At 63.5% G+C, this 22,591-nt stretch carries 12 protein-coding genes; 6 read left to right on the top strand and 6 right to left on the bottom strand.

What is annotated here, in order from left to right:
- Nucleotides 1-139: 139 nt before the first annotated feature.
- On the top strand, nucleotides 140-4,555 hold the full coding sequence (locus tag OJ996_RS15195) for a DUF7133 domain-containing protein (RefSeq protein WP_264514471.1): 4,416 nt from the start codon (nucleotides 140-142) through the stop codon (nucleotides 4,553-4,555).
- A 173-nt stretch (nucleotides 4,556-4,728) separates the two neighbouring features.
- On the opposite strand, the gene OJ996_RS15190 is transcribed toward OJ996_RS15195, so the two are convergent.
- The gene (locus OJ996_RS15190) at nucleotides 4,729-5,094 is read right to left on the bottom strand and encodes a YkvA family protein (protein WP_264514470.1); all 366 of its coding nucleotides are present in this window, start codon (nucleotides 5,092-5,094) and stop codon (nucleotides 4,729-4,731) included.
- Between the two features lie 46 nt (nucleotides 5,095-5,140).
- Nucleotides 5,141-5,884 carry a PspA/IM30 family protein gene (locus OJ996_RS15185; RefSeq protein ID WP_264514469.1) on the bottom strand — a complete coding sequence of 248 codons (744 nt, stop codon included), beginning with the start codon at nucleotides 5,882-5,884 and terminating at the stop codon, nucleotides 5,141-5,143.
- 135 nt (nucleotides 5,885-6,019) lie between these two features.
- Here OJ996_RS15185 and OJ996_RS15180 point away from each other — a divergent pair, with 135 nt between their 5' ends.
- Nucleotides 6,020-6,898 (top strand): uracil-DNA glycosylase, encoded by an 879-nt coding sequence (locus OJ996_RS15180; RefSeq protein ID WP_264514468.1) that lies wholly within the window; start codon nucleotides 6,020-6,022, stop codon nucleotides 6,896-6,898.
- A 14-nt stretch (nucleotides 6,899-6,912) separates the two neighbouring features.
- Nucleotides 6,913-7,392: an asparaginase domain-containing protein gene (locus OJ996_RS15175; protein ID WP_264514467.1), complete on the top strand. Its 480-nt coding sequence runs from the start codon at nucleotides 6,913-6,915 to the stop codon at nucleotides 7,390-7,392.
- Between the two features lies 1 nt (nucleotide 7,393).
- Here OJ996_RS15175 and OJ996_RS15170 read toward each other — a convergent pair whose 3' ends face one another.
- From OJ996_RS15170 to OJ996_RS15160, 3 genes are all read right to left on the bottom strand, one after another.
- Entirely contained in the window at nucleotides 7,394-9,547 is a 2,154-nt protein-coding gene (locus OJ996_RS15170; RefSeq protein WP_264514466.1) for a PQQ-dependent sugar dehydrogenase, read from the bottom strand.
- A 61-nt stretch (nucleotides 9,548-9,608) separates the two neighbouring features.
- Nucleotides 9,609-12,623: a hypothetical protein gene (locus tag OJ996_RS15165; protein ID WP_264514465.1), complete on the bottom strand. Its 3,015-nt coding sequence runs from the start codon at nucleotides 12,621-12,623 to the stop codon at nucleotides 9,609-9,611.
- An 11-nt stretch (nucleotides 12,624-12,634) separates the two neighbouring features.
- On the bottom strand, nucleotides 12,635-16,885 hold the full coding sequence (locus tag OJ996_RS15160; protein WP_264514464.1) for an alpha-amylase family glycosyl hydrolase: 4,251 nt from the start codon (nucleotides 16,883-16,885) through the stop codon (nucleotides 12,635-12,637).
- Nucleotides 16,886-17,141: 256 nt separating this feature from the next.
- Between OJ996_RS15160 and OJ996_RS15155 the strand changes: the two genes are divergently transcribed.
- Both OJ996_RS15155 and OJ996_RS15150 read left to right on the top strand, forming a co-directional pair.
- The gene (locus tag OJ996_RS15155; protein WP_264514463.1) at nucleotides 17,142-19,439 is read left to right on the top strand and encodes a c-type cytochrome; all 2,298 of its coding nucleotides are present in this window, start codon (nucleotides 17,142-17,144) and stop codon (nucleotides 19,437-19,439) included.
- A 66-nt stretch (nucleotides 19,440-19,505) separates the two neighbouring features.
- A complete protein-coding gene (locus OJ996_RS15150) occupies nucleotides 19,506-19,994 on the top strand; it encodes a hypothetical protein (protein ID WP_264514462.1) in 489 nt (162 codons plus the stop codon).
- A gap of 53 nt (nucleotides 19,995-20,047) precedes the next feature.
- Here OJ996_RS15150 and pabB read toward each other — a convergent pair whose 3' ends face one another.
- Complete coding sequence (gene pabB, locus OJ996_RS15145; protein WP_264514461.1) at nucleotides 20,048-21,331, bottom strand: aminodeoxychorismate synthase component I; 1,284 nt, start codon at nucleotides 21,329-21,331, stop codon at nucleotides 20,048-20,050.
- A gap of 95 nt (nucleotides 21,332-21,426) precedes the next feature.
- On the opposite strand from pabB, the gene OJ996_RS15140 reads away from it, so the two are divergent.
- Nucleotides 21,427-22,590, top strand: a complete 1,164-nt coding sequence (locus tag OJ996_RS15140; RefSeq protein WP_264514460.1) for a hypothetical protein — start codon at nucleotides 21,427-21,429, stop codon at nucleotides 22,588-22,590.
- Nucleotide 22,591 lies beyond the last annotated feature (1 nt).

Genomic DNA, 22,591 nt, shown 5'->3' with positions numbered 1-22,591 from the left:
CCCCTAGGTCCGAACTTGCACGCAATCCCACAAAATCCGAAAGAAACGCAGATGGAGCGGGCGTAGCGCGCCCCGGTGAAGTTCTGGGAGCCCGATCCCAAGCCTCATTTTGTCCCGTAGAACCTGTTTAAAGAAGACTATGACTTCCCACCGATGGCAAACCCGCTGCACCAGCGCGGCCCTCATCGCCTGCGCGTTTCACGCGGTGGCGGCGGAGCCGCTCGTGCAGCTTCAGAAAGGCGATCACATCGCCATCGTCGGCAGCGGCTTGGCCGACCGGCAGCAGCATCACGCTTGGCTGGAGACTTTCATCCACCGCGCCTACCCGGATCTGGACCTCACGGTGCGGAACCTGGGCTTCGCCGCGGACGAGGTGAATGTGAAGCCGCGCTCCGCCGATGTGCCGACGACCGAGTGGTTCCTCTCGATGAAGAAGGGAGACACGACCAAGCCGGGCGAGCCGAACGTGGTCTACAAGGCGGGCACGGATTTCGGTGCGGACGTGGTCTTCGCTTACTGGGGTTTCAACGAGTCCTTCCGCGGTCCGGAAGGGCTTGAGGGCTTCAAGGCGGCGCTCGGGAGTTATCTGGATGCACAGAAGGCGGCGAAGTACAATGGCCAGGCGGCGCCGAAGCTGGTGCTCTTCTCGCCGATCGCGCAGGAGAACTTGAAGAGCCCTGACTTCAGCGATGGCTCGGAGAACAATGCCAATTTGGAGCTCTACACCAAGGCGATGGCCGAGGTGGCGCAGGCAAAGGGGGTGCCCTTCGTGGATCTCTACACGCCTTCCAAGGATATCTTTGCGAAAGCCGGCTCGCCGCTCACGATCAACGGAATTCACCTGACGGAAGAGGGCGACCGCCAGCTCGCGCCGGTGCAGTTCAAGGCGATCTTCGGCAAGGAGCCGCCGGCCTTCGAGGACCCTCTGCTCGGCAAGATCCGCAGCGCGGTGCTGGATAAGAACAAGGAGTGGCACCACCGCTACCGCACCGTCGATCAGTACAACATCTTCGGCGATCGCTCGCGCATCGCCTATGAAGGCGTGACCAACGCGAGCACGCTGGGGGAAGAGCTGGCGCAGCGCGATGTGAAGACCGCGAACCGCGACAAGCGAGTGTGGGCGGTGGCGAAGGGCGGCGACCTCAAGGTCAGCGACGACAACCTGCCGAAGGTGAACTTGGTGCCGCCGAACCGGAAAGACGAGACACCCTACCTCGACCCCGAGGAAGCGATCCAGCACCTGAAGCTGCCGCCGAATTGCAAGGTGGAGCTGGTGGCCTCGGAGAAGAGCTTCCCGGATCTGATCAATCCGGTGCAGATGAACTTCGATACGAAGGGGCGGCTGTGGATCGCGGCGTGGCCGAACTATCCGGAGACCTCGCCGACCACGACGAACTTCGACAAGCTATTGGTCTTCGACCTTGATCCGAAGACGGGCAAGGCGCTGAAGTGCACCACCTTCCTGGACGGGCTGAATTGTCCGACCGGCTTCCAGTTCTACAAGGACGGCGTATTGCTGATGCAATCGCCCGATCTGTGGTATGTCAGGGACACCGATGGCGATGGCAAAGCGGACCTGAAGGAGCGTGTGCTGCATGGACTGGATGCGGCGGACTCGCACCACGAGACGAACTCGATGTGCCTAGAGCCGGGCGGTGCGGTCTACCTGAGCGACGGGGTCTTCCACCGCAGCAATGTGGAGACTTTCAACGGACCCATCCGCAACAGCGACGGTGCGATCTACCGCTACGAGCCGAACACCGGCAAGTTCATGCGCCACGCGCCCTACGGCTTCGCGAACCCGCACGGTCGTGTGTTCGATTACTGGGGTAACGACCTGATCACCGACGCGACGGGCAACGACAACTACTTCGGCCCCGCGATGAGCGGTCACCTCGATAGTGGTGCGCATCCCGGCATGCAGCGCTTCTGGGATCGTCCTTCGCGGCCCTGTCCCGGCACGGCCATTCTAACAAGCCGGCACTTCCCGGATGACTGGCAGGGCCTTTTCCTGAACACGAACGTCATCAGCATCCAAGGGATCTTCCGCGCCAAGCTCACGGATGAAGGCTCGGGAATCAAGGGCGAGACGCTCGATCACCTGATCACCACGGACATCGCGAAGAACCCGAACTTCCGTCCTTCCGGCATCACGGTGGCTCCGGATGGATCGCTGTATTTCATGGACTGGTCACAGATGCTGATCGGCCACTTGCAGCACCATCTGCGGGATCCGAACCGGGATCACCAGCACGGGCGCCTGTATCGCATCACCTATGAGGGCCGTCCCTTGATGGTGCCGAAGAAAGTCGACGGCGAACCGGTGGCCAAGCTGCTGGAGCTGCTGAAGGAGCCGGAGAACGACGTGCGGATGCGGGCAAAGATCGAACTCGGCAAGCACGACGCGAAGGAAGTCATCCGCGGGGTGAACGACTGGATCAAGGTGCTGGATCCGAAGGAGAAGGACTATGAGCACCACATGCTCGAAGCGCTGTGGGTGCACCAATGGCACAACGTGGTGGATCTCGATCTGCTCAAACGGGTGCTGAAGTCGCCGGAGCCGCGGGCCCGTGCGCAAGGCGTGCGCGTGCTCGGCTATTGGCGTGACCGTGTTCCCGGTGCGCTGGAACTGGTGAAGCTGGCGGCCGATGACGAGGCACCGCGCGTGCGCTTGGAGGCGGTCCGTGTGGCCAGCTATTTCCGCGAATGGGAGGCGGCCGATGCGGCGCTCACCGCGCTGAAGCATCCGGCGGACTACTACATCAGCTACTGCCTGAAGGAAACCATGCGGCAGCTCACGCCGTGGTGGAAGGATGCCATCGCGCAGGGCAAGGCGCTGGCGGCGGACAATCCCGCCGGGGTGGAATTCATCATGGGCTCGGTGAGCGGTGCGGAACTCGCGAAGCTGCCGAAGTCCCCGGTCACGCTGACGGCGTTGCTGACGCGTTCCGATGTTTCGCTGGCGCAGCGCGCGGAAGCCTTGGGCGAGTTGGCGAAGCTCAGGAAGAGCAGCGCGATGGAGGCGCTGCTGGCGACATTGGGCCCCTTGGCGAAGAATAACGGCGCAGCGACCACGGATCTCTGCCGACTGCTGCTCACGCAGCCCGCCTCCGACTTGAAGGATGCGCGGGACGGCTTGCAGTCTCTCACCGCCGCGACGAATGCGGAGCTGGTGCGTCGCAGTGCCTTGGCCGCGCTGATCGTGGTGGATGGCAATGTCGATGCTTCATGGAGCAATGCCGCGAAGTCTGCGGATGCCCTGACCGACTTCCTCGAAGCGCTGCCGCTGGTGCCGGATCCGGCCTTGCGTGGCTCGGCATTCGACAAGGTATTGCCGCTGCTCTCGCAACTCCCGGGGCCGGTGGCTTCCGAGATGGAGAAAGCGAAGGGTGGCAAGGCGCGCTATGTCCGCATCGAGCTGCCGCGTCGAGGCACGCTGACCTTGGCCGAGGTGCAGGTTTTCGCCGGTGGGGTGAACGTGGCGGGCAACGGTATCGCCAAGCAATCGAGCACATCCCATGGCGGGGTTCCGCAGCGGGCGATCGATGGAAAAACGGATGCCGAATACGACAGCGGCACCCAGACCCATACCAACGAGGGCGAGAACAACCCGTGGTGGGAGCTCGATCTCAAGACCGATCAGCCGGTGGAAGCGGTGACGGTGTGGAACCGGGCGGGCTTCGAGGACCGTCTCGATCGTTTCACGGTCACGGTGCTCGATTCGCAGCGGCGCGAGATCTTCAAGAAGCCGGCCAATCCCGCGCCGAAGCTGAGCAGCAAGATCGCGGTGACCAGCGATCCGCTCGGTGGCCTGCGCGGCGCCGCGGTGCGCGCGCTCGTGAGCATGGGCAAGGAGCCGGAGAAGGTCTTCGCCGGTCTGGTCGAGTTGATCAAGAAGGGCGAGCAGGTGATCCCGGCGGCGAAAGGCATGGCCCTGCTGCCGCGTGCCTCGTGGTCCGCGGACTTGGCCGATCCGGCTGCCGGCGGACTGGTGAACTGGGCCCGCAAGGTCCCGGCGGAAGACCGCACCTCGCAGGACTACATCGAGGTGGTGCAGGTGGCGAACGATCTGGCCGGTCTGATGCCGGCGGATCGTGGCGCGGTTGCCCGCAAGGTGCTGAAGGATCTGCGCGTGAATGTTTTCGTGGTGAAGGCGGTCCGCGAGCAACTGCGCTTCGATACCACGCGCATGGTGGTGGAGGCCGGCAAGCCCTTCCAGGTCATCTTCGAGAACCCGGATGCGATGCCGCACAACATCGTCTTCGTGCAGCCGGGGACCCTGCAAGCGGTGGCGGAGGCGGTGCAAGCCAGCCCGCCCGACAAGCTCGATAGCCAGGGCCGGGCCTATGTGCCGGACAAGGACTCGCGGGTGCTGGGCGCTTCCAAGCTGATCGATGCCGGTCAGAAGGAGACGCTGAGCCTGACGGCTCCGGGTAAGGAAGGCATCTACGAATTCGTCTGCACCTTCCCCGGCCACTGGGCGATCATGCAGGGCAAGCTGGTGGTGACGAAGGACGTGGACGCTTATCTCCAGGCGAATCCGGAGGCGAAGTAAGCTGCGGCATCAAGGTTTCGGATAGACCGAAGCCTCCTTCGACCACGCGTCCCATTTCCCGGACATCTCGGCAACCTTGTCAGGCATCTGCTTGGCAAGGTTGTCTTGTCTGGAGGCGAGGGCAGGCGAGGCGTGGTGACCTGCGGGGAGAAGGCCGGTGTTCCGATGCTCCCTCAGTGCGCCTTCAATCCGAAAATCTTCTCGGTCTGCGCTGCAGCCTTCACCTTGTGGACATCCTTCACGTAGATGGCCACGGTACCGAGCGCCGCGACCAGCGCCGCCCAGTCGTCGCCATAGCCTGCGCCCGGAATGATGTCCGGCACCATGTCCACAGGGAGGACGAGGTAGCCGAGAGCACCTACGATCACACCCTTCGCCCAAGCCGGCGTGTCCTTGTCGCGCAGGCAATGGTAGAGCGTGATGCTGGTGAGCACCGTCTTGCGCCCGGCCACCAAGCCATAGCGGGAAATCTTCCGCCACAGGTTCGGGGCGGAGTACCAGCGTTCGGCGCGGAAGCGGGACGGTAGTTCGGGATCCATGCGTGGAGAAGCTAAAGTGGAAAGCGGAGCCCGCCACCCGAACTTGTCATTGGCTCACAGGACCCATGGTGCCCTGTGCCGGAGGCGTCTCCTGCGCGGACTCGGTCGGCTTCAGGTCGATGCCTTCCGCGGCGGCGAAGTCGGCGAGCGCCATGTCGGCCAGAGCCTTTTGCTCGGCTTCCTTCACCACCGTGCCGCTCAGGTCCACGCTGTCGCGGGCCACGCGAGCGCGGCCTGCGGCCTTCGTGCGCTCTTCTTCCACCATTTCCTCGAGGCGATTTAGCGTGTCACCGGAGCCGCCGATGGTGCTGACCATGCCGGCCGCCATCTCGTTGAGCTCGGCCATCGCGCGCTGCACCTTCATGTCGTCGATGCCGCGGCGGAGCTGCTCGATTTTGTCACGGGCGGCCTTGATGGCCACATCGCGGGCGCGGACCAGTTCCTTGTAGCGGGCTTCGGCGCTTTCGAGCTGGGCGTTGAGTTCCGCGTGCTGCTGGTCGGTGCTCTTGTATTGCAGAGCGGTCTCGGCGGCGGCTTCGCGCTGACCGGCTTGCAGTAGCGCCTTGGTTTTGGCCTTCAGTTCGTTCTCCTGTGCGTTGAGCTTCTTGACCTGCGACATCAGGCGCTCGACCAAGCCGGCGTGGGCGGCGAGGCCTTGGTTGAATTCACCGATCTGCTTGCGCAGGTTCTCCTTTTCGACCTCGAGCAGGGCTTCGGGGTTCTTCTTTTCGATTCCTCCGATGAAGAGGCCGAGGAACCCTTTGATGAGATTGGAGATACGGCGGAACATGGGTGGGAAAAGCGTTAGTCGCGCTGTCACCATGGGTCAAATTGACCCGGCCCGGCAAGTACAAGCGGCCCGCGCTTTCGGAATCGACCGAAGGGCGGGGTTGCGCGTCCGGGCCGGGACGCTAGCATCGCCCGCGTGAGCCTTCCGGTGGATGCCCTGATCGATTTCCTGCGCGGGGAAGAAGCCCGCGGGGTGAAGACCATCCATTTGGATGACGAGGCCAAGGAACTGCTGCGGGAGCTTCATCGCCGCGGCCGGGCTACCGCTGTCCGCCCCGCCGAAAGGCAGGCCGCACCTGCCCGGGTGGCAGAGTCTGCACCACGTCCGGAGCCGGTGGCCGCCGCACCGCCACCGAGCGTGCCCGCCGTGACCGCGCCCTCGACGGGAGACGCGGCCCAGCGGATCGCGGCGCTGGCGCGGCAGGCGGAGAATTGGGATCCCGCGCGCCGTCTCGGCAGCTTGCGGGGCACCATGGTCTTCTCGACCGGGAATCCCGAGGCGGACCTGATGTTCGTCGGTGAGGCACCCGGCTACCAAGAGGAGCTGCAGCGCGAGCCCTTCGTGGGTGCCGCAGGGCAGAAGCTGAACGACATTCTCAAGGCGATGGGTCTTGATCGCCCCGCCGTCTACATCTCGAACATCGTGAAGTTCCGCCCCGCGATGCAGGGCCAGACGACGAATAACCGGAAGCCGACGGTCGAGGAGATGGCCTCCTGCATCTCTTTCGTGAAGGCGGAGGTGGAGATCGTGAAGCCGCGCTGCATCGTGGCTCTCGGTGGCACGGCGGCGGAGGGCTTGCTGGGTCTCACCGGGGCGGTGGCCGGCATGCGCGGCAAGTGGCACGAGTTCGCCGGCATCCCGGTGCGCGTGACCTATCACCCGGCCTACCTGCTCCACAACAACTCGGGCGCGCAGGACAAGCGCCGGGTGTGGGAGGACATGCTGGAGGTGATGGAGAAGCTCGGTCTGCCGATTTCCGACAAGCAGCGCTCCTTCTTCCTGCCACGGGCCTGATCCGGTTTTACCCCATGCTTCTCGTCCTCACCACCGGCGGTACGATCGACAAGGTCTACTTCGACGCTTCATCCGAATATGAAGTCGGAGAGCCCACCGTGCCGCATGTTTTCCGCGAGTCGGGCGTGACGCTTGAGTGGCGCTTGCTCCCTCTCTTTCGCAAAGACAGTTTGGAGATGCAGTCGGCAGACCGGCAGGCGATCCGTGCCGCGTGTGAAGAGGCGCCTGAGTCACGGATTCTGATCACGCACGGCACCGATACCATGGCGTTGACTGCGGAAGCGCTCCGCGGGATTCCGGGCAAGACGATCGTGCTGACGGGGGCGCTGGCTCCGGCCCGTTTCCGCGTGACGGATGCGGTCTTCAATCTCGGCCTCGCTCTCGGTGCGGTGCAATCCCTGCCGGAAGGGGTCTTCCTCGCCATGAACGGCACCGTCTTCCCCGCCGGTCAGGTTCGGAAGAACCGTGAGGCGGGGCGTTTCGAGAGCATCTGAGTCACTTCGCGAGCAGGCGCTTGCGGGCCGGGAGATAGCCGGGGGCTTCCGCGGTGATTTCCCATGCACCACCGGCATCCGCGCCAGCAGGCTTATCGCTCAGCTTCAGGGAGCCGCTGGCGTTTCCGCGAGCCTCTGCCATGCCGCTGGATAGACCGAGAATCGCCTTGAGGATCTCCGGAGCTTCGCCATCCGAGACGGCGACCTGCGGAGGCATCGGGATCTCGCCCCAGACGCCGCCGCCGCCATTCTTGAGTTTTGCCTGAAGTGTCCCGAGCGCCGCCGCGTCACCGCGATACTTCATCGCCACGTCGAGATAAGCGGGACCCACCGAGGTCTTCTCGATCTGGTGGCAGGCGAAGCACTGGCGGGCCACGACGAGCTTCTCGATATCCACGGGGAGCTGCGGGCCGCCCGCATCGTGCCCGGTGGGCGGGATGTAACGGGCGCGCACGACAAGCTTCGCGGCATCTTCCAAGCCGCTCACCTTGAAGCCGAGGTCTTCGCTGAAGCCGAGCTTCTCGGGTGTGGAGGTAAACTCCAGTTCAAGGGAGGGTGCTGCCTTCTCCTCGACGAGCGGGATGCGGGCCACCGCAACGGCACCTTTTGCATCGGTCGCGACCGCGCGAAGCTCGGAGCCGCCGCTGGTAGAAACCGCCAGGGCGGGGCCGCTACCGATTTTGCGCTCGCTGCTGCCTTCCGTGAGCCACCAATCAATGTGGGGCGTGTCTCCATCCGGATCGCTGGTGCTGGCGGCGAAGGTTTCTCCTTCGCGCTTCGCTTCGACCATGGGAGGCTTGTTGCCATCGGCGGGGCGGATGCGGCGGACCCGGCCGTCGGTGTTGAAGTACCATTCGGTGCCGTATTCCAGCAGCCATAGAGTCCCGTCGGCGGCCATCTCCAGATCCATCGGGTGCTTGAGGCCCTCCATCAAGGGCTCCAGGGATTCGAGTTTCTCGCCACGGCCCAGCTTGGCCTTCCACATCTTGTTGCGGATCCAGTCGTAGGTCAGCAGCGTATGGTCGTCCTTGCGGTCGAGCAGGTTGTATTTCTTACGGGCATCGTAGTAGAAGACCGGTCCGGCCATGGCGTTGCGGCCGCCCTCCCCCACGGTGGGGAACTCTTCGCTCTTCCCGTAGGGATACCAGATGAAGGCCGGGTTCGCGGGCGGCAGATCGACAAGTCCGGTATTGTGCTTGCTCGGGTTCTTCGGAGCCTTCGGATCGGTCATTGCTCCGACCTGTCCGTTGGAGAAATCGACGATGGCGTAGGGCTTGTTGTCCGCGATCACGAAGGGCCAGCCGAAGTTGCCGGCCTTCTTGGCTTGGTTCACCTCGTCGTGGCCGCGTGGACCCTTCGGGCCTTCCTTGCCGGCATCCGGGCCCACTTCGCCCCAATAGAGCACGTTGGTCTTGGCATCGATCGAGATGCGGTAGGGATTCCGCAGGCCCATGGTGTAGATCTCCGGGCGGGTCTTTTCTTTCCCGGGCGGGAAGAGGTTGCCCGGCGGGATCTTGTAGCCGTCCTCGGTGGGCTTGATCCGCAGTACCTTGCCGCGCAGGTCGTTGGTGTTGCCCGCGCTGCGCATGGCGTTGGCGTGATCGTGGCCTTCGCGGTCGTCGATCGGCGCGAAGCCGTCGCTCTCGAAGGGGTTGGTATTGTCGCCGGTGCTCAGGTAGAGCAATCCATCAGGACCAAAGGCCAGCGAGCCGCCGTGATGGCAGACGCGGTCGCGGCGATCTGTCTTCACATCCAGCAATACTTGCTCCGAGGCGAGGTCCAGCTTGCCGTCCTTCAGCGTGAAGCGGGACAAGCGGTTCAGGATCTCCTTCGGGTGGCTGTAGTAGATGTAAAGGCGTTGATTCTTGGCGAAGTCCGGATCGAGGGTGAGACCCAGGATGCCATCCTCGCGTGCCCAATTGCTCTCGCGGTCCTTGCTACGGAGTGCCGTCACCTCCAGCTCGCCGATCACGAAGAGCCCGCCGGTGGATGGCCGCAGACGCAGCACGCGGCCCTCGCGCTCGACGATGTAGATGTCGCCATCCGGAGCCGGAGCGAGCTCGATCGGATCCTTCAGGGTCTCGGCGAAGAAGGTGCTTTCGAGCTCCGCGGCATTCGCGGCGGCGAGCAGGGCGAGGAAGATGGCGGTTCGCATGAGTGGGGCCATCCTACGCGGAAGATGGCCCGCCTGTTATCAAAACCCGCGGCATGACGGGTCATTCCACGACCCGTACCCGATAGAATCGTTTCGTGTCCCCGGAATCGGGGACGTGGGTGAGGGTGCTACTGCTTCCTGCTGCCACCAGTGGCGTTCCGGCATTCGACCAGGTTCCACCGGTCAACTGCGTGCTGGTTTCAAGCTGATAGGTACGCCCGGGGACGCTGGAGAAATGCACCTCCACCGTTCCGCCGCTGCGCGAGATCCCACCGACCCGGAATACGGAAGTGGCGAGAAAGGGGTTCGTGCCTGCGGCTTGTTCGTCGGCGTTGGTCTCGCCATCGCCATCCGGATCGGCGCTTGCTGCCAGAAGTGCCAGCGGGCTGGTGGAGGAGGCGGGGTCCGGTCCGCCGGGATTGCTCTGGCCGGGAGCCGTGGAGGCGATGCCTGCGGCGCTGACCGCGGTGATCGTGGCGCGGTAGATTCCGCCGGGTGCGCCCGTGAAGGTGTAGGAAGTCGTCGTGGCGGGCAGGGTGACGGATGCCACCACGGTGCTGGAGTTGTCCACGATCAGCAGCTCCCAAGAGGCGATGTTATCGTCCGGACCGCCATTCGGGACCCAAGAGAAGGTCCCGCTGGTACCAATTTCATAGTAGTTCGCCAGCGGCGCTGGCGAGGGCGGCGGGGTGACATCGTAGAGCTTCAGATACTGTCCTTCGAAGGGGGCGCTGGTCCAGCCCGCCGCGGATGAGGGCACCTTGTTCAGCGAGACGAAGAAGCCGGAGGATTTGAGATTGGCACCGGTGATGCCTGCCCCCCAGAGCCAAGTGTCGTCGCGGCTGGCATCCTGGGAGGTGTAGGCGGCGGGGTTCCGGGTGTTATAGGTACGCGTATCCTTCACGCCAAGCAGCGGGGCCAGCGTCGCGGGGATCTTGAAGGTGTCGCTCTGGACGTTGTTCCGGTCCAAGTTCGCGAAGGCGAGCATCACATCGGAGAAGGCCGGAGAGGCATTCGGCGTGGCGTATTTCGCGACGGCATGGATCTGCGCGTTGTTCCCGTCGCCATCGAGGAACCAGCGGTTGGAAGAGCGCAGGGCCGGGCTGGCCGCGCGGGCTCGATTGGCTGCGGCGAAGACGGGATAGAGCTGGTCGTTTCCGTAGTCGGCGTCGTTCCACATCGGCATCATCGAGTTCCAGCGCTTGAAGTGTGGGATCTGCTTGCCGAAGTTCGTCTCGTAGTGGTTGTAGCCGTAGGTGGTGGAGATCCCCAGCTCCTGTCCGGGGAAGACCAGCGGCACGCCGTCGAGAGTGTTGGTGACCAGATAGCGAACCATCGATTGCCACGGGTCGGACATCACCTCCTCGTCATGGGAGGTGGTGTTCGCGAGCACGAGGGCCTGACCGTACGCAGTACGACGTCCCTCGTAGATGTTGCGGTAGTCCTGCTTGTTCGCGGCGGACTTGAGCGGGAAGACGATGTTCTCGTTCAAGATGTCGAACTGTCGCGCGCTGCGGTAGGTCACGTTGCCTCCATCGAGCGACTCGGACATCATGACGAAGCTCCACTTCTTCGAGCGCGCGGTGTTGATGATGTATTCCCATGCCTGTGGCGGCAGGCCTTGGCCGAAGTCGCAGCGCAGGCCATCGAAGCCACGGGCATCCCAGGCATAGCGGGTGGCGGTATCCCCGTCGGCTGCCGTCGAGTTCCTGTTCTGCCCGGCGGGCCGGGTCTTCTCCAGCCAGTGCACCGCGTAGTGGGCGAAGTACTGCCAGACGCGGCGGGTTACGTTCCATGACTGTCCGCCTTGGGTGAAGTCGCCGTTGGTCCATTCGAACTGAGAGGTGTCGAACCAATCGCCCTCCGCCGTGTGGCTGGAGCGCTCCGGCTCGACATCCACCTCGACCAGCGCGTCATAGCGGCCGAAGAAGACATCCTTTACATCGTTCCACTTGCCGAAGTCGAAGCGGTCGGGGCCCGCCGCGATCGAGCTGGCATCGAAGGCTCGCTGGGCATAGTTGCCCGCACGCGAGAAGAAGCGCGCATCCTTGTTGCGGATCTGGTCGGTCGCCGCCCATGCGGGTTCGCCGTCGCGCTGGAAGAGGTCCACGCCCTTCTGCGCCAGTTCGACATCGAAGGCGGTATGGTTGAAGGGCGCATCAAGCATGATGCCGACCTGCTTGGCATCGGCGGCGCTCACGAAGTTCTGCCATGCGGTCATCGCCGCCGCTCGGTTCACCGCCTCCGGCTGGCTGCCATTGTGGGCCGCGCTCATCAGCGCATTCACCTCGAAGAAATTCTTCACCGCATAAGGGCTGCCCGGATCGTAGGGGCTACCGGTGCCGGGATTGATCTCGCGACCGTCGATGCCGTTCGGATGGATCGGCTGGAACCACAGCCAGCTGCAGCCGAGACTGGTGAGGTAGTCGAGATCCCAGCGGTTGTTGCCATTGTGTGGCGCTCCCGGCGCGTTGTGGAGATCCTCGAGGGTTGAGCGATTGGCATAGCCGTCGCCATCGGCCTCAATGTTGAAGACGTTCACCTCATAGAGCCGCACATCGCGGGCGATGGCCGGCGCGGCTACCAGGCAGTGATCGCGCAGCCCATACCACTGCCAGTTGCCCGGACTGTCCGAAGTCTTGAAGCGGGCGGAGACGCGGTAGGCGCCGGTCTTCGCCACCGGCAGGGTGATCTCCCAGATACCGCCGCCGACATCGCTCATATTGAGCGGCGCGAAGTAATAGCCGCTCACGGGATCGGTATCGGCCGCAGAGTCGGTAACGGTGTTTCCGTTCGGAGCGACCACGCCATCGGGATAGCCGTTGCCGTCCTTGTCTGTGTTCGCGAGGTCGCGGCGATTCACGTTGGTCCACAGTTCCACGTCGGTTACGTTTCCCACGCCGGGAGCGAAGCGGAAGGTGATCGGCACGCTCGTTCCCGCGACCTCGTCGATGTAGACGTGGCTGATGGTGTATTCGGCGCTGCGGCTCGCCGGATAGCTGGGAGTGCTGACGCTCAGGGTTCCCGCCGCATGGACCAGGCCGCAGCACAGCGGAAGAATCGCGAAGGATCTCATGGGGAGTGGGTTCAAGGTGCCGCTTGGATCAAAACGCGATAGAAGCGCTTGTCGCCTCCGCTGGTGTCATCCACTTGGAATGTGCCGGGACCATCGGCGTTCGCGGTATTGAGCGGCGCGCCGGAGTCTTCCCAGTCGCTCAAGTTCTCCGAGACTTGGAGCTGATAGATCCGGCCCGGAAGGGTGGGAAAATTGAGACGGTAGCCACCGCTGATCAGGGACAAGGCGGGTGACTCCGAAGCCTCCCGATCCAGCACTTCCTGCTGGCTGACCACGGTTGCATTCCTCGTCTCCGTCTTCACCGCCTGCGGCGAGGTCGCGGTGGCAATGAGGCGATACTCACCGGCTGCAGTGATCTCCCAAGTGAAATTCCAGAAGGCGCTGGAGCCTTGAATCTCCGGTTGGATACCCGGGACCACGGGATCGAAGTCCAGCGGGGCGAGGGTGCCGCTGCCGATCACGAAATCGAGATCCACCGCAGTGGTGGTGGTGTCCGTTTCCACGCGCACGAGGTAGTCCAGCGTGCCGGGCCCGTTCTCATCGGGCAGGAGGATCTCCACCGGCCTTCCGGAAAGGTCGGTCTCAAGCGGGCGGAGGATCGCAAGACGCGGTCCGGTGCCCGCGAGCGCTGCCAGACGCCGTGTGGCACTCAGATCCACCAAGGGCTCTGGCCGATCCTGGGCGATCTCCACGCGATACAGAAAGCCGGGGCGACCGTCGTAGAGATTCGGCAGAGAGAAGGCCAGGGCATGGTAGTCCGCGGTCTCGTTGAATTGGATCGAGAGTGCACTGGCGGGAAGCACCTGCACCCCTGCAGGCCAGACGTCATCCGCGCCATAGCGCACGGTGAAGCGGGCCTTCAACTGCGCCTCGGTGAGACCGTCTGCCAAGGCCTTCGAGAAGTAGGTCTTCAGCACGTAGTTGCTGCCGATCGCCGCGCCGTCGTTTTGAGGGAAGGCCACGAACATCTTCCGGTCCGGGCCCGCGGTCTGCACCGTCCGGGTGAGGGTGGTGTAGTGGCCGGCGGTATCGCTCAGGTTGTTGTCCGCGGAGGAAGTCACTTCCTTCAGCCGGACATGAATCGTCGCATTGCCGGTCGAGGGAATGTTCACATAGGTGAAGCGGAACTCGCGGGCATGGGCCGGCTCTGTCGGGACGATGCCGGGGTTCGGCGTGACTTCGGATGCCTTCACCCATGCGCCGTTGCCGCTGTTAGCCCCGGTGGCGGAGTCATCGTTGCTCGCATCGCCGTCGTCGATCTTGTACCACACCTCGCTGGTGAAGTTGTCCGCGCGCACCACCAGTCCGTATTCGTTGCCGCCGATGCTGGCACCATCCGCGGCCGGGAACATGATCTGGCCGGTCGGCGTTGCGGCGTCATAGTAGAAGGTCTGGGTGAAGATGTTGTAGAGCGAGGCCTTGCCGTCGCGCTTCAGGAAGGCCCGGCCGCGCAGCACGTGGAAGCCTTCGGCGAGGCCGGTCTCCGTCGCGCCGTAGTCGTTGTGCGGGGAGTGGACGATGGTGCCCGCGTTGAAGCCGCTTATCTCAAAGACGGTCATCATCTTCTTTTTCTTCGATACCGAGTTGGGGCCGGAGGGATAGACGCTCGCGGCACCGTCTTTGAAGATGCCGATCTTGTATTTGAGCGTCTGTCCCGTCACAGGCTTCGGGATCGTCACGCTCGACCACCAGTCATCCGCGTCCTGTTTGTGCGAGTAGTGCATCTGCACCACCTTGGTAGTTCCCGTGCCGCTGCCGCCCGCAGCCTCGGGATTGCTGCCGTCGCTGGTGTAATAGAAGAACATGTTGAAGCCGTTGCCCACGCCGTTCGGCTTTGCCCACACCGTGATGGTGGAGGCATTTTCCGCATACTGCTTCGGCACGACGCCGCCGGGCCAGCCGCCCGCGGGCGTGCCGCCTGCATCCGCCGCGGGATCATGATAGAGGAAAGCCGCCACTTCGCCGTCTTGGGTGCTGTAGTCGTTCGCATTCGCGGGGCCGTTCGCGATCGTGAAGCCCGCGGTGCCGATCACCTTGTGAAAGGTTTCGGCACCCTGCGATCCGATCTGGTTTCGCAAGGTATCCTTGGCCGCGAATTTCTCCGCGAACTGGCGGCGCACGAAAGCCGGTTGCTCGTAGCCGAGAAACACATCGGTGGAGAGGGCAGGCGGTCGGTCGCGGTAGAGCGGGTCGTTGTTGCCGACGGGGCGGGTGCCGTTGAGGTCGATGCCGCCGTCCAGTTTCAGCAGGATGTTCTCCGCCGAGCCATCCGCCCGCACCACGAAGCGCAGGTTGCTCGCGCTGGTCACGCGCGGCACCGACATACGATAAGCATAGTCGTTGTTCACCGCGTCCGGTAGGCCGTAGGGGTTGAAAGCGGGGTCGCCATCCGTGCCGTCCTTGCGCTCGACCTCGAAGCTTCCTGCTTTCTCGCTGCCCTGATAGATGGTGATCGGAGAGCCCCCCGCATTTTTCCAGAGATCCGAATCCTCGGGCGTGCGTGGTGCGAAGACGAAGTAGCTGCCGGGATCGACCACCACCGAATTCAGGCTGGAGGCGTAGCTGTAGAAGCCGACCTGGCTGCCGTAGCCGCGGGCGTACTGGTAAAGGTATTCGTCGTTCGTGTTCGGGTTGTTCTCGGAGCCGCCGCCTCCTTGGGACGGGAAGGAAGTGCCGCCGAGGACCGCCTTGCCGGACGCGTAATTGTCGTTCACGGCGATGAGCATCGTCGCGCCCTTGCGCTCCTTCTGTGCCTGATTGCTTTCGGAGAACTCCCGGTCATCGATGCGCTCGTAGCTGACGAGATCCGCATCGCTGTAACGGCCGCGTTGCCAGCCGCGGGCGAAGTCGTTGTGAATCTTCAGCAGGTTCGGGATCCGCGCATCGCCCCACTGGCCGAGGAATGCAGTATTGGCATGGCGCGGGAAAGCACCGCCGCTCGCGCCGAGAATCCCCGCGTGGTAATTGCCATCCGTATAGATCAGCCCCAGACCCGCGCGGGTGAAGTAGAAGGCGTGTTGGAGCTCGCGGCGAGCGGCGTAATCGTTGTCATGGCTCTGGGCGTGCATGACCGCCACCGCAGGCGAGAAGCCACCTTGCCCCGGCTGGTCGTAGCCGTTCATCCCGGACGAAGGGTTGCCTAGCAGGTTGTTGTAGTTCGATCTCAGGTCGTTGTCGATCAGCCGCATTCCCGCATCGATGTAGGGACCGTAGGCGGGGGGCTGGCCGAGGTGCTCGCCGAAGAGCATGGCATCATCCCGGCTTTGTTCGGTATCGAAGAGGGAATCGCGGTGATTGCTCCAATCGGAGAACCCGCGGGTGAGATTGAACTGCTGCTGGATCTGGCCGGAGTAGCCGTAGTTTGAGGAGTCCTTGTCGCCGCCGAAGGTCGCGCCGAAGAAATCCGCTGGCGTGTGCTTCACGGCATCGAGCCGGAAGCCGTCCGCCTTGATGCGGTCCACCTGCCAGCGCGCGGCGCGGTTCAGCATGTCCTCCACGCGCTCGGTGTAGAAGGAGGCATTGGCCGTGATCAGCGCGGTGGTGATCCCGTTACCGGTGCCGAAGCCAACGTAAGCTCCCTGTCCGGCGGAGTGCTTCTGCCCGCTGGCGGTGGGGATGTAGCAGTAGTATTCCGGATTATCCGGGTGGCGGACGAAGTTCGGCTTCGTGGTCGTGTGACCTTCCCCGGTGCCGTGATTGAGATTGGTCGAGCCGGGCTCGGTCGCGATGTCGATCAGGTCGGAGAGACCGAGGTTCTGCACCTGCCAGGCGTCGTTCCAGTCGCGGGTGTTGTCCCACTTGCGGTAGTAGCCCTCGGCCGTGCGGCGCAGGTGGAAGTCCTCCGGGAGAAATCCGGGGTAAACGTTCTCCGGCACCAAGTCGTTGTACTTCGGTGTCTCGAAGGCGTTGTGATTCATCACATTGTCGAAGTAGACCCGGATCCCGAAACGATGCGCCACGCGCACCAGCTCCTGGAGCTCCGCTTCCGTTCCGTAGCGCGTCCGTACGGTCCCGCGCTGATCCTTCGAGCCCAGATCGAAGCGGTCCCAGCAATCGTATCCCACCGAGAGTCCGCCCGAGGCCTTGGTCGGCGGCGGGAGCCACAGCGAGCTATACCCGGCCTCCGCCAGTTCCGGCATCTTGCGGGTGATTTCCGCCCAAGTCGTGTTGAAATACTGCAGCATCGCCTCGCCGCGGGCGGCGGGCGTCAGGAGCATCAGGACTGCACCGGTCATGCCGGCAAGTCGGGCGGGAATCTTCATCTGGGTTTTGGGGACAGGATACCGCAAGTCGCGGTGTTTCAAAACGGTTCGCGCAGGGTCGCCGGACAAGCGGCGTGGCGCCAAAGCGGGTTCACCGGGATGATGTCATTTCCAAGCGAAGCGTTTAAGCTCTTGGTCCGAATTGCCTCATGTGTCGCAATTCTACAGGATATTTCCGTTTGAAAAATAGAACAGTGTTCACTCTTCAAACCCATGAAGCTTCCGCTCCTCTGCGTACTACTGGCGCTTTCATGTGATGCGTGACACGAATGAGGACGGGCTGGAGGATTGGCTCGATACCTTCGCGCCGGAGACTTCCGACAACTACCCGGTGGGGATGGTGGTGAAGGACGGCATGCCGCATGCGTTGCTGGCCGATGAGATTGTTCGCTTCCGGGATACCGATCACGACGGTATCCCCGACAAGCGGGAGACCGTCGCGAAAGGCTGGGATGATCCCGCCCTGCGCGATGACCCCTTGCTCATGCACCGCCGTGTCGATAGCGCCATGGCCATCGCCGCCGGGCCGGACGATGATTGGTATGTCACCATGGGCAGCGCCAATCCCGGAAATGGTTATTGGCAAAAGGCGGAGGGCGATGTGTGGGCTCCCGATGCCGTGAAGACCGGCGCACCCGCTTACTCTCCCGACAAGCGCCGCGGCTGCCTTCTCCGCATCACCAAGGATGGGAAGGTCGAGCAGCTCGCCAGCGGCCTGCGCTACATCATGTCCCTCCAGTGGGATCGCCACGGCGAACTCTTCGCCACCGACCAGGAAGGGGCCACCTGGTTGCCGAATGGCAACCCCTTCGATGAACTGCTTCATCTCCAAACCGGTCGCCACTACGGCTTTCCGCCGCGGCATCCGAAGTTGTTGCCGGATGTCGTCGATGAACCCAGCGTGTGGGACTTCGCCCCGCAGCACCAGAGCACTTGCGGTTTCCGCTTCAATGGTCCCGCGAAGGACCGCCCGCGTTTCGGTCCAGAGTTCTGGGCTCATGACGCCATCATCACCGGCGAATCCCGCGGTAAGCTCTGGCGCACTTCCTTGGCGAAGACTTCGGCAGGCTATGTCGCCAGCACGCAGCTCTTCGCCGCGCTTGGCATGCTGGTCACGGATTGCGCCATCTCTCCGCAGGGCGATCTTGTGATCTGCTGCCACTCGGGACCGCCGGATTGGGGTAAGGGCCCTTCGCACGAAGGCCGCCTGTTCAAGATCCGTCATATGGACTCGACGGTTCCGCAGCCGGTGCTGACCTGGGCATCGGATGAATGCACCACCGTCGTCGGCTTTGATCGCGCTTTGGAAGGTCCCGCTTGGGATGACCTGGCTTCCCGTATCCGCATCGAAGGAGGTCCCCAAGTCGCCGCGGGAGATCGCTTTGAAGCCATCCGTCCCGGCTACGCCGTGGTCCGCGGGCAGATGGCGCAGCCGCGCTATCGGGTGCTGGTGGAGTCCGCGTTGATCGGCGAGGATGGCCGCAGCATCGTGATCAAAACGGCACCGCGCCGAGAGGCCTTCGGCTACGCGATCACTCTCGATGCGCCACGCCACGAAGCGGGCATTCCACAAGCGCAGGCCATTGATCTTGCCCATTCTCTCAATGGCTTGGAGGCGAGTTGGAGCGGAGCAGAGGGCTCCTCATGGAAGGGTTGGTTGCCGCATCCCGATTTCTCCGTGGTCGGTGAACTTACCCGCAGCAGCGCCGTTCATGCCGATGCCATCAAGGATCTTACCCGCCCTGGGGCGCTTCACCTCCGTACCAAACTCAATCTCAGCCATCTGCTGCAACCCGCTACCCAGCCGGGCTCGAAGCTCGACTACGCGGCCGACCCGGAAGTGGTCACCATCACCGTGAAGAGTGATGCCGCCATTGCCTTGGAGGCACCTGGCCTTGAGGTCATCCGCAAGGGGCTGGGCGAGGCGTCCTTCACCAAGACCGTGGCGCAAGATCCTTGGCAGGAGCTTTCGATCCACTTGCCGACCCCGGCCTCACCATTGGAGATCACCTTCCATACCTCGATCGATCCTCGCCCGCGCGCCATGGGTGTCGGCCGTTTCTTCATGCCATTTGCTACACCCGCGGGAGAGCCTGCTGCGGTCGAGGTGACCATTCCCGAGATTGCCGGTGGCGACTGGGAGCGGGGTCGCCAGATCTTCTTTGGCAAGGCGGCATGCTTCACCTGTCACCAGTTCAATGGCGAAGGCCATGCGGTCGGTCCTGATCTCAGCAATACGATTCACCGCGACTATGCCGCCGTGTTACGCGATATTCAGGATCCCTCCGCCGCCATCAACCCCGATGCCGTTGCCTATAAAGTCGATTTGAAAGACGGAGGCTCCTTGGTGGGCGTTCGCGTGGGGGAGACTGCCAGCAGCTTGAAGTTCGCCGTCCCCGGCGGGCAGGTCATCGCGGTGGAAAAAGCGAACCTTGCTGCGAGCAGCGCGCTCGAGTTTTCACTGATGCCACCGGGGCTGACGAGCGCCTTGAGCGAGCAGGAGATCAAGGACCTGATGACCTTTCTCCTCCAAGCCCGGGAGCGCGATCACTGAGCATTTACCGAGCTTCAAGACTGCGTCCTTTCCCTTCCGGCGGGTTGCGCTATAGTGGCGCGATTCATGGACCTGCCTATCGCATTCTCCGGTCTCGTTCTCTTGATCGCATTGACGGTCTGGGGCCTGACCGTGCTTCTGGGCTGGCTCATCCGCCGCCGCTTGGTTCAGGAATACGAGCGACTCGGCGAGTCCACCTCGGAGGAGATGCTGGACGAACTGGAGACCGCCTACTCCCCGCGTCAGACGGTGCGAATCCACACCCAGGTCGAATATCTTCCCTATGTTTTCGAGCGGGTGCGCGAGATCACGGAGAATGGCTTCGACGACAAGCAGATGCTCTCCCTACTCGAGCGCATTGAAACGCACCGCCCCAACGAACGGCGGCAAGCGGTCTTCCCGATCGAAGTGAGCGGCAAACGGAGCGACCTGCACTTCCAGTGGACCCGCGATGCCAGCGACCGAATCGAACTCCGCGTCATTGCGGCTCCCAGGATCGCCCGTGCGCTGCGTGAGCAGAAGAAGAAGATTCCGAAGGCGGTGCTCGCCCGATAGCGGGAATGGCGAATTCCGAATTTGCGAATGACGAATAAGCTGCCGGGAGTTCGCTAGGCGTCGTTCGGCCGTTCTTTTGATCTCGCCACTGCCAACCGGATGCCCGCCGCCTTGTGCAGCGTTTCCTCGTATTCCTTCTCCGGATCGGAGTCGGCCACGATGCCCGCTCCCACGTGGTAGCTGAGTACGTCGCCCCCGCGCACCAAGGTGCGGATCGCGATGTTGAACTGGCTTTCGCCGTGGTAGCCTAGGTAGCCGATCGCGCCGCAGTAGATGCCCCGGGGTTCCTGTTCCAGCTCCGCGATGATCTCCATCGCGCGCTTTTTCGGTGCCCCGGTAATGCTGCCGCCCGGGAAACATTTCGCCAAGGCTTCGAGCGGGCCGATGCCTTCGCGAAGCGTGCCCGTCACCGTGGAGACGAGGTGATGCACTTGGCCGAGGGTTTCGAGCTGGAGCATTTCCGCCACGCAAACGCTGCCGAATTCGCAGACCTGGCCGAGATCGTTGCGCAGCAGGTCGGTGATCATGACCAGCTCCGCGATCTCCTTCGGGCTGGTTTGCAGTTCGTAGGCCGAGCGCCGGTCTTCATCCGGGTCGGCATGCCGCGGGCGCGTTCCTTTGATCGGCCGCGTTTCGATCCCGCGACCGGATATCCGCAGGAAGGTTTCGGGTGACGAGGAAAGCACCTCCTTGCCGTCCAGCGCAAGATACGCCGCCAGCGGGGCGGGAGAGCAGTCGCGCAGGGTCTCATAGAGGCTGAAGAGAGGGTCGCCCTGCACCGGGGCCCGGAAAGCTTGGGTCAGATTGACCTGATAAATATCCCCGGCTGCAATCCACTCGTGGATCCGGCGTACGCCCCCCGTGAATTCCTCGCGGCTCATCAGCGCTTGGAATTCTCCGATCACCGGAGCTTCCGGCGCAGGCATCCGCAGTTCGGCAGAGAGAGATCCCACCTCGTGCCAGCTCCCGCTGCGGTGGTCGAAGACGAGCATCTCCGGATAGTCCCCGAAGACGAAATCCCCCGCATATCCGACCCAGCCGCAGAGCCCGCCCAGCGGAAAACCGCGGTCGCCGAGAGGTGCCGACGAGCCCTGCTCCAGCACGGCGGCCAGCTCCGCTCGGTCGGCGGGCTTGTGGATCGAGCCCTGAAGCACCCGCTGTGGCCGGGCCGCGATCACGGAAACCGGGGCCCCGTAGCTTGCCGGCAGGTGGCCCGACGTATCGAAGAAAACCAGCCCGGAAAGGTGCGAAAGCGCTGCCGCCACCTCGACCGGAGCCATGCCTTCCAGCGGCATGGCGCTTGTTCGGGTAGCCTCCTGCTTCACGGGCGCAGGCATCGGCCGGGAGGGCCCGAAATCCAAGCCTGAAGTTCTGGATAAGCACGTATCCTCCCGCCTTGCGTCATGCCGACGGACTCCCTAGCGTCGGGGCCATGTCCGGAAACATCCGCCATTCCGAGCTGACTTTCCGCCTCTCTTGCTGGGGGCTGGGAGTGCTTGCGTTTTCCCAGATTCTCATCGGCGGCGTGGCCTTGGCCGTCCGGATGGAGAAGGCCCGCGAGGTCAGGACGGAAGAAAAGGTGGTGACCAAGTACATCACCGTGGCCGCGACTCCGGCTGCCGTGCAACCTGCGGGGCCTGTCGTTGCCAAGGCGCCGGGAGCCTCGGCTCTGCCGCCGCCGCCGGAGCCCACTCCGCTGCCCCCGGCCCGGCCGCTGGGTGCACCCCCGATCGCGGATCCCGTGGTGGAGCGCTTGGTACAGGAAGCCCGCACCGCCCGCATCGCCTCGGACGTAGCCACCGCGGTCACCAAGCTGGAGGAAGCTCGCGCCACCGCGCCGAACGATCCGAACGTGCTCTACGAACTCGGCCTGCTCTACGAAGACATGGCCGCCTATGACCGTGGATTGGCTGACCAGGCTGCCGATGCCTACCAAGCTGTCTTCCAGATGGGCATCAGCGGTGCCGGGGCGCTCTACGAGCTGGCTGCCCAGAAACTGCGCGATGGCATTGCGATGCCGGACGAGATGCGCGACAAGCTCGTGGTCGGTCGCCCGGTGATCTTCCCGGACAAGGCCTTCCAAGACGGCGAGCGCACGGTGCTCACCATCCCTGTCCAAGCGGCCCCGGGCGCCGAGATCAATCCGAAGGATCTCGCCGTGGAGGTGAATTTCTTCGACGCGATGATGAAGGACGGGAAGAAGGAGATCGTTCCCGCGGCCCAAGGACTCTGCACCACGGACTACAAGTGGGTGACCGGCGATCTCGATTTCGTGGGAGGCGAAGAACAGCTCCGCGTGACCTATCTCCTGCCGCCACAGGACAGCCAGCAGGAGCTACTCTTCGGGAAGCGCAAATACTACGGTCAGGTGGTGAAGATCTTCTACAAGAACGAGCTCATCGATACGCAGCCCTACCCGCGGCATCTGGCCTCGCACGGCTCTTCCGCTGTCCAGCCGAGCGAGGGTGAGATCCCGCAATTCGAGCAATTCGACTCGGAGATGCCTCTGCTCCCGCCGCTTGATGACAGCACTCCTCCGGTCATGCCCGACCTGAACTCGCCGGACGGAGCGATTCCCCCTTTGCCCTCACGTTGAT

The organism is Luteolibacter rhizosphaerae (assembly GCF_025950095.1).
GTDB lineage: Bacteria > Verrucomicrobiota > Verrucomicrobiia > Verrucomicrobiales > Akkermansiaceae > Haloferula > Haloferula rhizosphaerae.
This window is presented reverse-complemented; position numbering and strand designations above follow the sequence as displayed.